The organism is Mangrovibacterium diazotrophicum (genome assembly GCF_003610535.1).
GTDB classification, from domain to species: Bacteria; Bacteroidota; Bacteroidia; order Bacteroidales; family Prolixibacteraceae; genus Mangrovibacterium; species Mangrovibacterium diazotrophicum.
In genome coordinates this window covers 1374878-1388100 of sequence record NZ_RAPN01000001.1, presented here as the reverse complement: position 1 = coordinate 1388100, position 13223 = coordinate 1374878, and the positions used below count along the sequence as shown (strand labels likewise).

9 protein-coding genes are annotated in these 13223 nt (G+C 43.5%); 5 read left to right on the top strand and 4 right to left on the bottom strand.

What is annotated here, in order from left to right; all coding sequences use genetic code 11:
- Window positions 1-149: 149 nt before the first annotated feature.
- From BC643_RS05490 to BC643_RS05475, 4 genes are all read right to left on the bottom strand, one after another.
- Complete coding sequence (locus BC643_RS05490) at window positions 150-1010, bottom strand: sulfotransferase (RefSeq protein WP_120272139.1); 861 nt, start codon at window positions 1008-1010, stop codon at window positions 150-152.
- Window positions 1011-1021: 11 nt separating this feature from the next.
- Window positions 1022-1630, bottom strand: a complete 609-nt coding sequence (gene cysC / locus BC643_RS05485) for an adenylyl-sulfate kinase (protein WP_120272138.1) — start codon at window positions 1628-1630, stop codon at window positions 1022-1024.
- Between the two features lie 11 nt (window positions 1631-1641).
- Window positions 1642-2436, bottom strand: coding sequence for a 3'(2'),5'-bisphosphate nucleotidase CysQ (gene cysQ / locus BC643_RS05480; protein WP_120272137.1), 795 nt, complete (start codon window positions 2434-2436; stop codon window positions 1642-1644).
- 205 nt (window positions 2437-2641) lie between these two features.
- Window positions 2642-4258 carry an ABC-F family ATP-binding cassette domain-containing protein gene (locus BC643_RS05475; RefSeq protein ID WP_120272136.1) on the bottom strand — a complete coding sequence of 539 codons (1617 nt, stop codon included), beginning with the start codon at window positions 4256-4258 and terminating at the stop codon, window positions 2642-2644.
- A gap of 340 nt (window positions 4259-4598) precedes the next feature.
- Here BC643_RS05475 and BC643_RS05470 point away from each other — a divergent pair, with 340 nt between their 5' ends.
- From BC643_RS05470 to BC643_RS05450, 5 genes are all read left to right on the top strand, one after another.
- Window positions 4599-6062, top strand: coding sequence for an aminoacyl-histidine dipeptidase (locus BC643_RS05470; protein WP_120274161.1), 1464 nt, complete (start codon window positions 4599-4601; stop codon window positions 6060-6062).
- Between the two features lie 408 nt (window positions 6063-6470).
- A complete protein-coding gene (locus tag BC643_RS05465) occupies window positions 6471-7070 on the top strand; it encodes an RNA polymerase sigma factor (protein WP_245994990.1) in 600 nt (199 codons plus the stop codon).
- 160 nt (window positions 7071-7230) lie between these two features.
- Entirely contained in the window at window positions 7231-8337 is a 1107-nt protein-coding gene (locus BC643_RS05460; protein ID WP_170154463.1) for a FecR family protein, read from the top strand.
- Window positions 8338-8512: 175 nt separating this feature from the next.
- A complete protein-coding gene (locus BC643_RS05455) occupies window positions 8513-11791 on the top strand; it encodes a SusC/RagA family TonB-linked outer membrane protein (RefSeq protein ID WP_120272133.1) in 3279 nt (1092 codons plus the stop codon).
- A gap of 194 nt (window positions 11792-11985) precedes the next feature.
- Window positions 11986-13152 (top strand): FecR family protein, encoded by a 1167-nt coding sequence (locus BC643_RS05450; protein ID WP_120272132.1) that lies wholly within the window; start codon window positions 11986-11988, stop codon window positions 13150-13152.
- Window positions 13153-13223: the final 71 nt, after the last annotated feature.

Sequence of the window (13223 nt, the reverse complement as noted above, 5' to 3'; positions counted from 1 at the left end):
GCAAATTTAAATAATTAATTCGATTACTGAATTAATGTGCAGTCCTTTTAATTGAAGGGGGTAAATTGAATTAGCAGCGATGATCTAATTCACGGGATCCGAGCTAACGGGGATGTTTCGGATGTTTTGCAAAGCGGCGATTGAAAGAACTACTTGAGGTGTAATTTCAGAAACGTTTGATGTTCCAATGATTTGAGTTCTTCGGTTAGTATGTTTGCTACGCGAATTTGCTCTGGGTAGAATGAATAGTCTTGAGTTTGCCGCGTTAGCATATTCGCGCGGTGAATTTCAGCGATCGGAGAGAATTCAATGTTATTGTAATTCCATTCCTGGCGAAGGTAGTTGAAAACCATGTAGTCGAGATGAGGTAATTTGGATTCGCTGATGACCAGGAAATTCTTTGATGCCAGTTGGCTGACTTCTTCGAGGATCCTCCTGTTGTATTCGATCCAGACGTCCAAAAAAGACTGGGCACTATTTTGTTGAAAGAACTGGTATTTTGCTTTCTGGATCGCTTTCTCAAATGGGTTTTGGAGAGATTGGATTGCTTTCTGCTTTCTGCGGATGAATGAATCAACGACCTGGTGGTAATCTCTGTAGACAATTAGGCAATTGTAAGATGGAATAATTTCTTTCCATAAATCCATCGTTAAGCATGTTCTTGGTTCCTTCCAGCCCCAACAATCCTGACTTTTTCGTCTGTTGTAAATCGCTACGGCTTCGTTCCGCAGCTTAGGGGGGTAGTTGAGCGAAACTGGTTCGCTGAGTTTGTAGTTTTTATTGTTTCTGCGTAAGATTGTTTCGTGGAGTCTATAGAAATGAAGATCCTCAAAATGACCATTGACGTTACCGTTTCCCGGGCCAATCATTTCTTCACCGAGGTTGAATCCACAGTTTGTTAACCAATGAGCCAGTAACGACGTGCCGGAGCGGTGCATGCCCAGGATAATTAATGGTTTGTGGTTCGTGATTTTCAAATTAGACGGGAAGATTGATGGTTGCTCGAACATGGAACTGTTTGTTAAATGGTGATACTTGGAAGAATCGTTTGAAGCATTCGGTTGAGGGAAGCCGTTGCTGGCTCTTGATCAGTGTTAATGACTAAGTCGGGTGACGAAGGGTGTTCGAAAGGGGCATGGATGCCGGTGAAATTTTTAATTTTTCCCATCCTCGCTTTGTTGTACAACCCTTTCGGATCTCGTTGTTCACAAACCTGAAGGGGGGAGTTGGTGAAAATCTCGATCACATCTTCTTTGCCGATAATTTCATAAGCCATCTGCCGAATCTCTTCGGTCGGACTGATGCAAGCGCAAATTGTGATGACACCGCAGTGAAGCATAAGGCGGGAAACCTCGGCTACCCGGCGAATGTTCTCGACCCGGTCTTCGTGCTGAAAGCCTAAATTGTTGCTAATGCCATTGCGAATATTGTCACCGTCGAGCACTTGCGAGAGAAAACCCATGGATGACAACTCGCGTTCCAGTAACGTTGACAATGTCGTCTTTCCCGATCCGGAGAGTCCCGTCAACCAAATAACCTTTGCCCTTTGCTGGAGGCGGTTTTCCTTATGCTGCCGGCTGTTCACAGATTCAGCTACAGGATAGATATATCTGTAATTTTCGAGGAACATAATCTGGCTTTTTACGAAACGATGAAAAACGGATTTGTCAGGTCTTGTTTGTTATATTGGAGAGGAGTTGCGTGGTCGAGTAATGTCAGGCTTTTGCCGGCTGCCGTTACAATCGCTTGTCCTGCAGCGGTGTCCCATTCCATAGAAGGGCCAAGCCGGGGATAAACATCCGCTTTTCCTTCTGCAATCAGGCAGATTTTGAGTGAGCTGCCCATGGTGATGAATTCAATCTTGCGGTTTCCTGATCGAAGTTCGTTGATGTATTGCTGTGTCTCGGCTGTTTTGAACGAGCGACTTCCAACGACCCGAAGGCGTTTCGACTTCTCGTTAAGCGGAAGACGTTGCGCCGCCTGAAGGAAATCGTTTAAATTATCGGGACAATCAAAGCAGTTTGCTTTCCATGCGCCGATGTTCTCGCCACCCCAGTACAGCTCGCCTGAGATGGGGGCGTAAATCACTCCAAGTTTAGCCTGGCAATCTTCAATTAATGCGATATTTACAGTGAATTCGCCGTTGCGTTTAATAAATTCTTTTGTTCCATCCAGGGGATCGATGAGCCAAAATTTTTGCCAGTTTTTGCGAACGTCGTAGTCAACATTTTCTCCTTCTTCACTCAAAACCGGTAAGCCGGTCGACTCCAAAAGTTCGGTAATCGTTGCGTGACTCCTTTTGTCAGCGTTAGTTAGCGGCGTAAGGTTCGCTTTGAATTCAACTTGTAACCGTTGGTGACGACTATTGTAAATCGAACGGATTTCCTGGCCGGCTTTTATAGCGGCTTCCAGGCATATTGATAAATACTCTTGCATAACGAGGGTGTTTTCTGATTTCTTGAGTTAAATCCAAAATTCAGAAAGGACACCCTACTTCTGAAACTAATTTTTTTTGTGCATACTTTTCATTTCATAAGTTGCAGAAGAGAATTAAATGGGTGGAAGATTGATCGTTTGCGGCAAAAAAGAAGGGTGCCGTTTTTGAAACAACACCCTCTGAATATTTTGATTGATATCGAAATTACTTTGCGTATTTCGCTTTTCGGTTCTCTTTAATCTTGTCGTCGGTCAGGTAATCCTCGAAGTCCATGTATTTATCAATCGTTCCATCCGGTGTCAAATCGATCACGCGGTCACAAACCGACTGAATAAACTGGTGGTCGTGAGAAGCCATCAGCACCTGTTCCGGGTATTCTTTCATGTTGTTGTTGAAAGATTGAATCGATTCCATGTCCAGGTGGTTGGTTGGGTGATCCAAAATTACAACGTTCGGGTGTTCCAGCATCATGCGAGAAATCATGCAGCGCATCTTTTCACCTCCGGAAAGTACTTGTACGTTTTTCTGCAAATCGTCGCCCGAGAACAGCATTTTACCCAGGTAGCCGCGAAGGAACGATTCACTCGTATCATGCGAATATTTTCCCAGCCACTCGTAAAGTGTCTCTTTGTTCAGGAAATATTCCGTATTGTCCATCGGCAGGAAAGCTTTTTTAATGGTAACGCCCCATTCGAACTCACCGGCAGTTGGTTGCAGCTCGCCCATGATAATGCGGAAGAAGGCTGTCATTACACGGTTGTCTTTTCCGAGGAAAACAACTTTTTCATTCTTCTCGATGGTGAATGTCGCATCTTTAAACAGAACTTCACCATCAACCTCGTAAGATAGTCCTTCAACGCGCAAAATGCGGTCTCCGGCCTGGCGCTCCGGTTGGAAGATAATTCCCGGATAGCGTCGGGTTGACGGTTCGATTTCTTCAATATTTAATTTATCGAGCATCTTTTTACGACTGGTCGTCTGTTTCGATTTGGCCACGTTGGCACTGAATCGGCTGATGAACTCGAGCAATTCTTTTCGTTTTTCTTCAGCTTTTTTGTTGGCCGCAGCCTGCTGGCGAAGCGCTAACTGACTCGATTCGTACCAGAAGGTGTAGTTACCCGAGAAGGCACGGATTTTTCCGTAATCAATATCCACTACGTCGGTACAAACGTTGTCGAGGAAGTGACGGTCGTGCGATACAACGATCACGGTATTTTGTGAATTGGCCAGGTAGTTTTCCAGCCAAAGTACGGTTTCGAGGTCAAGGTCGTTGGTCGGCTCATCGAGCAGCAGGTTGTCGGGGTTACCGAAAAGTGCCTGTGCCAGCAAAACACGAACTTTTGCTTTGGCATCCAAATCACCCATTAACGAATAGTGAAAATCTTCCTTGATTCCCAAACCGCTCAACAGCATGGCTGCATCACTTTCGGCATTCCAGCCGTCCATGCCTGCAAATTCGTCTTCCAGTTTGGCGGCCAGCATCCCGTCTTCTTCCGTAAAATCAGCTTTCGCGTAAAGAGTTTCTTTTTCTTTCATCACTCTCCACAGTTCTTTATGCCCCATTAAAACGGTATCCAAAACCGGGAATTGGTCAAACGCGTGGTGATCCTGTTTCAGCACCGATAAACGTTCGCCCGGTCCCATGGTTACCGATCCGCGGGTTGGGTCAAGCTCTCCCGAGATCAAGCGCAGAAACGTTGATTTTCCGGCCCCGTTGGCTCCGATAACGCCGTAGCAGTTTCCGGCAGTGAACTTTAAGTTTACATCAGCAAATAACGGTTTTTTGCCAAACTGAATGGCTAAATTTGATACGGTTATCATTGTTGGAATTCTTTCATTATCAGTTAAGGGGCGCAAAGGTAATAGTTTTGACCGTTTTAACCACGAAAACGGATTAATTAATCCTTAAGTTGAGCTGGTTGCCGGTTTTTGGTTTTTTGTTTATTGCGACTTACCACTTTTTACAGGTTTCTGCTTGTTAATTGCGCTAAAGTCTGTTGTGTAATATCTGGTGTCCCAAAGTTCAATATCCGCAAATCTCATATCTAACTTCTGTTTTAATTTTCAGAGCCGGGATTTGTTCTTAGCAATTTAGCCTTAACTTTGAGGCTTGCCTGTAAGAATTGAAACATTCGAAATGGCCTGTAAATTGAATTCAGATATGAAAAAGTTGGAAAGTTTAAATCCGAAACCACTTTGGCACTACTTTGAAGAAATTTGTGCAGTACCAAGACCATCAAAAAAGGAAGAAAAGATACGAGCGTTTTTGCTCGAGTTTGCGAAGCAGGAGGGTCTTGATGCTGAAACTGATGAGATTGGAAATGTATTGATACGTAAGCCCGCAAGTTCGGGGATGGAAAAGTCGCCAACAGTGATCTTGCAAGCACACATGGACATGGTTTGCGAGAAGAACTCGGACAAAACTTTCAATTTTGAAAAGGATCCGATTGTGCCGATTATCGACAACGGATGGGTAAAAGCAGATGGCACAACACTTGGTGCTGACAACGGAATTGGTGTTGCAGCGCAGTTGGCTGTGTTGGCTGATAAAAGCTTGGTGCACGGCCCGCTGGAATGTTTGATTACGGTGGACGAAGAAACCGGCTTGAGCGGTGCATTTGCTTTGAAACCTGATTTTTTGAAAGGGAAGATTCTGCTAAACCTAGATTCGGAAGATGATGGCGAATTATTTATCGGTTGTGCCGGTGGAATTGACACCTTAGGAGAACTGGAGCTTCAGCGTGAAAAAACACCCGGCAAATCATTCGCTTTGAAAATAATGGTTCGAGGCCTTTGGGGCGGTCACTCGGGCGACGATATTAATAAAGGACGCGGGAATGCCATCAAAATTCTGACACGATTCCTGTGGCAGGCGATTCGCGATTTTGGCGTTCGGATCGTCGAATTCAACGGGGGCAACCTGCGAAACGCGATTGCCCGCGAAGCATCTGCAACGATTATTGTTCCTTCCGTTCAAAAGGAGCAATTGGTTGCCGAGCTGAATATTTTTTCATCGGATGTTGAATTCGAATACCAGCGCACCGAACCCAACCTGGTGGTTGACCACGATTCGACTAGTTTGCCAGCGACAGTGCTCACGCAGGCCAGCCAGGAGAAATTTCTGAACTTGCTGATGGCTTGTCCGCACGGTGTGTTGGAGATGAGTACCCGCATGAAAGATATGGTTGAAACCTCGACCAATTTGGCTTCGGTAAAATTTGGAACGTCTACGAAAGTCCAAATTACCACAAGTCAACGAAGCGAGTTGGAGAGCCGAAAGTTAATGGCCGCCCAAATGGTTCGTTCGGTTTTTGAAATGGCAGGAGCCGAGGCGAAACATTCAGAAGGCTATCCCGGTTGGACGCCAAACCCGGGCAGCTACATCGTTGGGGTGGCAGCCCAGTCATACAAGCGCCTTTTTGGGCAGGAGCCGATTGTTCGCAGTATTCATGCTGGACTCGAATGCGGCTTGTTTCTCGAAAAATATCCCGAACTGGATATGGTTTCTTTTGGCCCCACAATTCGGAATGCCCATTCGCCGGATGAACGAATTCATATTGAATCGACCGAAAAATTCTGGGTGCATTTGTTGGATGTCTTAAGAATGGTTGTAGTAGGAGAATAGCGGCTGGAACATGCCTGCAACTGTTTCATGGACAAATAGGTGGTGTACTATTCATTTTGAGGAAAACTCGAAAATGAATCTGACAAATTAATATTAAATCCTCATTTTTTGTGTCATAAAAACAGTTGATTGGTCAATAAATCAATAAGTTTGTTGGCTAGTTGATTTTTTCATTCTAATTTCGCGTTCGTTAAAAACGAGAAACTAGATAAGCTAAACCGAAGAAGCGGGTAAAAATCTTCGGTTGAGTTGTTTTTGGGCAAGTGGCTGGTTGCTGTTTTGTTGCATGTTGCTTGGAAGAAACTTTGCCCCTATTTTATCAAATTATCGAATATTTATTTGTATCCGGGGAAGGCTTTTCGGTTATAGATGATGCTTTTCCTTTGGATAAAACTGAAGGTTTTGGATATGCAAATAGAGGGGAATCATGATTATTTTCTGTGGAAGAGAATAAAGTCCGGTGACGCTGAGGCGTTTCAGGAGCTTTACAATCTCTATGCGGACATCCTGTTTTCTTTCGGAACAATCTTCACGCGCGACCACGAATTGGTAAAAGATTGCATGCACGATCTTATTTTCGATTTGTACAAATACCGTAAAAACCTCTCAGACAACGACAACATCCGCAATTATTTATTTAAGTCGCTGAAACGAAAAATTCAGACTTCCGGGAAAAAAAGTCTTCGATTGGTTTATTCCGAGAACTTGACCAGCGAATCAGATAATCTGCATGACAATGTAGATCCGGATGAATTGGATGAGCAACAAGCACAAATGTCGAAAGTAAACTGTTTAATCAACGAATTGCCGGAGAAGCAACGGGAGATTCTGAATCTGAAATTTCAGTTGGAGATGCCTTATCACGAAATAGCGGTAATTATGGATATTTCGGTTGAATCAGTCCGCACTTCGGTGTACCGGTCAATTAAGACGATTCGGGAACAAATGGAAGGGCAGGAACTGATGTTTTTGTTTATTTTCATGAAGAAATCGGGCAAAATAGTTTAATATTGAACATTATTAGAAATAAAATTGCGTTGTGTTAAAAAGTGGTGAGTCACAGTACTCCTGAATTTTTAAGTCAACGTTTAATGAACAGATGAGTAGCAGAGATTTAAATAAAAAAGCTGAAGATATTTTGACAGAAGACGCGCTGATAGATAAGCTCATGAAAAAAAGTTTTTCTGTTAATGAACGTTCTGCTGATTTCGAATTGGCCGGTAATATTGTTGATGCACTCAAGGCGGGTAAGCAGGAGTTCGCGGGACCAGATAAAATCCTGGTTGGACAGCGAATTCAGGAATCAATTAAACGGGAACGAAAGAGTCGGTTAATCGTTTGGACAAGTTCCGTTGCAGCTATAGCGATTTTGTTGGTTGGCTTGACTTTTTGGTTGAACTCGCAGAATCAGTCACCGATACGACAATACGCTTCGATGGCGGAAATACCCGTCAATACTAAGTTCACGAGACTGGTTATTCCCGGAGCTGAAGATGTACAATTAATGTCGACCGAATCTTCGGTTAGCTATTCTGCTAATGGAGAGGAGATTCATATTCAGGACTCTATGAGTACTGAAACAACATTGGCTCAGCTGGCGCAAACTTACAATACCTTGGTTGTGCCCTACGGCAAACGCAGTCATGTAGTATTGCCCGATCAAACGGAGGTTTGGCTAAATTCCGGATCGAAATTGACTTATCCGGTGAAATTTGGTGCCGACAAGCGGGAAGTTTTCCTGCAGGGCGAGGCTTTATTTGATGTAACTCATGATGAACAACGTCCGTTTTCTGTGTTGACAGAACAGTTGGATGTTCGTGTATTGGGAACAAGTTTCAATGTGAGTGCTTATGAAGATGATTCAGTCGTTCAAACCGTACTTGTTCGGGGATCGGTAGAACTGGAATATAAAAGTAAACTTTGGGGGATTTCGGTAAATCAGAAAATGGTGCCGGGTACTTTGGCGGTTTTTGATGCAACTGAAAGATCGGTTGAGCAATCGTTGGTTGATACCGATCAGTTTACATCCTGGAAAGATGGCTATTTGATTTTAGAGAACAGTCCGTTGTCGGTGATTGCCAAAAAGTTGTCTCGGTATTACAATATGCGAATTTCGTTTGTAGACCCGGCCCTGGAGGCTGAAACTTTTTCAGGTTACCTTGATTTGGGTAATTCAGCCTTGGAGGTTATGGGAATTATTTCAGAAATCACAGGAAATCAAGTGGAAGAAACGAGCGATGGTATTTTGTTTAAAGGGAAGGATGTTCATTCCTAAAATCCGCGTCACTGCAGGCAGATTAATTGCAGGCCTGTGAAATTCCTCAAAAATTATAGATTACAGCTCCGAAAGGCAACGATATTGACGAGCCTTGACGATTAAAACGCAGTCAGTCAATAATATTTATTGGATTGGCTGAATAAAAATAGCGGTTCTGTTGTTGTTATAAAAGATGAAAAAGAGACTCCTGCTGATAATTGTTTTGGTTGCTTGTGCTTGCTTGTCCGGAAGGGCTCAGGAGGGGAGTGTTACGGTTCAATTAAAACAATCAAACCTGAAAAAGATATTTGAGCTGATTCAGTTGCAAAGCGAGTACATCATCTTCTATAACGACAGCCAGGTTGACTCAAAACGCAAAGTGTCCGTTTCGGTCGAATCGGGAACAGTCAACGAAGTGTTGGATCAGGCGTTAAAAGGAACAGACCTCAGCTACAAAATTTTCGATCGACAAATTATCATCCTCAAGGAACAAGATTCCCAAGCGTTATCAGCGCTTCAATCCGATAATCTCAGCCAGGAAAATAGGATCATAGAAGGAAATGTGACGGATGAAAGCGGAAATCCGATCTCGGGCGTTTCCGTGTTTGTTTTCGGAAAATCATATGGAGTTACGACAAATTTTGGAGGTCATTACCTGCTGAAAATACCTGCAGACACAAAACTGTTAACCTTTTCTTTTGTCGGAATGAAGACCATTCAGGAGAGTTTGGGCGCAGATTCGGTTCTGAATGTCGTTTTGTTGCCGGATAACTTCGGTGTTGAGGAAGTTGTCGTATCTGCTTTGGGGATTCAACGGAATGAAAGATCCTTGTCATTTGCTCAGCAGACGATTGATTACGAGGGAGTATCCAGTCGCGAATACAGTTTTGTTTCAGGTCTTTCCGGCAAGGTTTCCGGCATGCAGGTTACCCGAAGTGCATCGGGTGCAGGCGGATCTTCAAAAGTTTTGCTTCGGGGGAATAAGTCGTTGAGTACATCCAGCGAACCGTTGTTTGTCATTGACGGGATTCCGATGGTCAACAGTAAAGGCAGGCAGCTTGGACTTTTTGATGGTGGCGACCAGGGAGACGGACTATCGCAGGTTAATTCAGACGATATTGAGAGTATCACCGTACTGAAAGGCGCAAATGCGGCAGCGCTTTACGGCAGTCAGGGGGCAAACGGGGTGATTCTCATCAACACGAAGAAAGGTGAACCTGGAGCTCTTAAAGTTAATTTGAGTTCGTATTTCACGGTTGAGACAATTAAAGATTTGCCGGAGCTTCAGTTTGACTACGGTAGTCTAAACGGCGCATCCGAAAGCTGGTCCTACGAAAAAGGAAATTATAAGGACAACTACGTTAAGGATTTCTTTCAAACCGGAACCAACCTGGTAAATACACTCAGCCTGAGTGGAGGTAGCTACCGAACGACTTCCTATTTTTCGTTTGCACACACGTCGTCGCAAGGGGTGATTCCGAAGAATAAATATGAGAAAATCAATTTGACTTTTAAGCAGTCGAGTAACCTACTCGAGGGACGGTTGATACTTGGCTCAAATATCATGCTGACCGAAGAACAGGTCAAAAATAAATACATGGCTGGTTATTACCTGAATCCGCTTACGGGACTTTATTTCTTTCCGCGCGATCGGGATTTTTCGCAATACAAAGAGAATTACCAGGTGTTCAATGCAGACAGAAACTTGTACGTTCAAAATTGGTTTGTTGAAGACCATTTTCAGTCGAACCCCTACTGGATTATAAATAACGAACCAAGGGAAGACCAGATTAAAAGAATTATCGGCAATGTGAATGCCGCTTTTCGGTTCAACGATCATTTTAATTTGAAGGTACGTGGCAGCTACGATTACGCCGTTAAAACCTATGAAGAAAAGCATAAGGCCGGCTCTAATGTGACGAACGTACACCCGAACGGGCGCTGGGTTTACACCAAGGTGGATGATCAACTCATCTACGGAGATGCCATTCTTTTTTATAATGATAATTGGGAGAAGTTCAGTGTCAGTGCGATACTCGGAACAAGCTACCAAAAAAGTACAATCGGGCAGGGGCTTACGGTTGATACAGACACAGACGGACTTCTTTATCCGAATGAGTTTTATTTCCAGAATATCGAAGATAACGTGATTGTGTACTCGATTTTGTCGAGTCGGTTAATCAAAGAGGCTGTTTTCGGAAACGTTCAGCTTAATTACGATGACAAATTGTTTTTGGATATTTCCGGTCGAAACGATTGGGCTTCAAGTTTGTATGGCACAGGTAATGATTCTTATTTTTATCCATCGGTTGGATTGAGCGGTATTATCACCGACTTAGTTACATTACCTGAATTTATTTCCTACGGAAAACTGAGAAGTTCATTCTCGCGGGTATCCAACGAAGTACCGTTTAATCGGGTCAATCCACAACATTCCATCGGACCGGTTGGTGTGGTTTTTAACACGACCAAATCATTCGAAAATTTACGACCTGAAAAAATACAGAGCTACGAGTTGGGAACGGAATTTAAGTTCTGGAAGAATCGCTTTGGCTTCGACTTTACGTATTACAAAGTTGTCAGCCTGGATCAGTTTATTGAACTTCCGGCGCCATCGGGATCGGGTTACACCACTTACTATGTGAATGCCGGTAAAATAACCAACCAGGGAACAGAGTCAACCGTTTTCGTTTGCCCGATTCGAACGAGGAATTTCGAGTGGACGGCAACATTCAACTATTCCGAAAATCAGAATAAGATCGTCAAGTTAAGCGATGAATTGAAGAATCCCATTGTGCTTTCCGATAACGAAGGATACCAGTTGATCATCGACGAGGGCGGCTCGTTTGGCGATCTTTATGCGTATAAATTTGAGCGCGACGAGAGAGGACGAATTTTGTTGAATGAAAACGGAACCATACGTAAAAGCGAACGACAGGAATATATCGGTAATTCAAATCCACGCTATAACCTGGGGCTGAATAATCGCATAGCCTATCGAAATTTGTCGTTGGATTTTTTGATTGGCGCCAAATTTGGCGGAAAAGTGATTAGCCAAACCGAATCGATGCTGGATGGTTATGGTGTCAGTAAGCGGACGGCCGTAGCCCGGGATAATGGCGCGGTGAACATCAATGCTGTATTGCCCGACGGAACACCGGTTAACGAGATCGACCCGCAGGTATATTATACCTCGGTAGGTGAGCGCAGTGGTATCAAAGAAGTTTACAGCTACAGCCGGGATAATATTCGTTTGTCTCAAATTCGTTTTTCTTATTCTTTTTCTCCGGAAAACCTGGGCATAAAAGATATTCAGCTTTCGCTGGTTGGGCAGAACTTGTTTTTCCTTTACAAATCCGCTCCGTTCGATCCTGAAATTACCCTGAACACCTTGATTCAGGATCAAGCTATTGACAGTTTCAGCGTTCCTTCTACCCGTTCTTTTGGGTTAAATGTCAAAGTGCAGTTCTAAGTTTCCTTTCTTTTTTATAAAAAATCAAGAAAAAATAAATTTTTAGATTGTTGTTTTTCAGTGACTTGACTGTTGGTCGTTAAAATCTTGTAAAAAAAGTTACAATTTCTTGTCTATGTTTTAGCCATACCGTGCTTATGGTTTGTAAATGCGCAGAAATAAGCAACTGCAACTTTTCTTGATTAAGCACGGTAATGAGAAACGATAAGGTTAAATATAACGTTGAAGACATCCTGATAAACGATCACTTGGTTGAGGAGCTAATAGGAGATGAGAAGGGTAACAAAGGAGGACGAAACGACCGTTCGTTTAGCCTTGCCGGATTGATTTACCGTGCCTTGATCGGAAACAAAAACTGGTTTAAGCCAAAGCAAAAACAACAGCTCGGCGACAAAATTCAACACTCTATTGTTGCCTACCGCCGGAAACTAATAATCAGTCGCTTCACCGCAGCGGCAAGTTTCCTCATTTTTGTGAGTGTTTCTTACCTGTACCTGTCAAATCAGGATTCAGCCGTGAGATCTTATGCCGAGAACTGGGAAATGGTTCCTGTGAATGGCAACACGCAATTGATCTTATCTAACGATGAGACCATCGCCATCGATTCGAAAGAATCTGAAATTGGCTATTCGGAAACAGGTAATGTAATAGATATTGATGATTCGGGAAAAGTGAACCAGGACATCGATTCTCAAAAGCCGGCCATGAATACAGTGGTTGTTCCTTTTGGGAAACGAACTCACGTAACGCTTAGCGATAACTCATCAGTTTGGTTGAATTCAGGTTCCCGCCTCGTTTTTCCTGCTCGCTTTGATAAAGGGAAAAGAGAAGTTTACCTGGAAGGAGAGGGGATGTTTGAAGTGTCTCACGACAAAGGTCACCCGTTTCATGTTTTAACCAAAGACCTGGAAGTTGAGGTTTTAGGCACCGTATTCAATGTGAGTGCTTACCGAGACGATAAAGAGACCAGTGCTGTTTTGGTTGAAGGATCGGTCGAATTGAGTTACCAGGGAACGTCGTTTGTTGGTAAAAGCGAGGAGAAGATGATTCCCGGATATCTTGCGTCCTACAATCCGTTGAATTCCAGCCTGAATCAAAAAGCAGTAAATACCGACTTGTACACATCGTGGCGAAAAGGCTATCTCATTTTTGAGCGAGAGCCGTTGCCCGAGATTGTTCGCAAAGTGTCACGTTATTATAACGTGGATATTCAACTTGCCGACCCCGAATTGGAGAAAGAGACGTTCTCCGGAAATCTTGACCTAGGTAACTCGGCGCCTGAACTCTTGCAGATCGTTGCTGAAATAGTCAGCGCACGGATCGAGCAGCAAGGAAATCAAATTATCATGTCACGAATTTAATTGGTATGAAAATGAAGTAATCATCAATTTGATTTTTTCGCAAAATGTGTGCGGTAACAAAAAGAATAGAA

What these genes read in the sequence shown, in the direction of transcription:
- BC643_RS05490 (WP_120272139.1), bottom strand. Translation starts at nt 1,010, where the DNA reads ATGTTCGAGCAACCATCAATCTTCCCGTCTAATTTGAAAATCACGAAC.
- cysC (WP_120272138.1), bottom strand. Translation starts at nt 1,630, where the DNA reads ATGTTCCTCGAAAATTACAGATATATCTATCCTGTAGCTGAATCTGTG.
- cysQ (WP_120272137.1), bottom strand. Translation starts at nt 2,436, where the DNA reads ATGCAAGAGTATTTATCAATATGCCTGGAAGCCGCTATAAAAGCCGGC.
- BC643_RS05475 (WP_120272136.1), bottom strand. Translation starts at nt 4,258, where the DNA reads ATGATAACCGTATCAAATTTAGCCATTCAGTTTGGCAAAAAACCGTTA.
- BC643_RS05470 (WP_120274161.1), top strand. Translation starts at nt 4,599, where the DNA reads ATGAAAAAGTTGGAAAGTTTAAATCCGAAACCACTTTGGCACTACTTT.
- BC643_RS05465 (WP_245994990.1), top strand. Translation starts at nt 6,471, where the DNA reads ATGCAAATAGAGGGGAATCATGATTATTTTCTGTGGAAGAGAATAAAG.
- BC643_RS05460 (WP_170154463.1), top strand. Translation starts at nt 7,231, where the DNA reads ATGAAAAAAAGTTTTTCTGTTAATGAACGTTCTGCTGATTTCGAATTG.
- BC643_RS05455 (WP_120272133.1), top strand. Translation starts at nt 8,513, where the DNA reads ATGAAAAAGAGACTCCTGCTGATAATTGTTTTGGTTGCTTGTGCTTGC.
- BC643_RS05450 (WP_120272132.1), top strand. Translation starts at nt 11,986, where the DNA reads ATGAGAAACGATAAGGTTAAATATAACGTTGAAGACATCCTGATAAAC.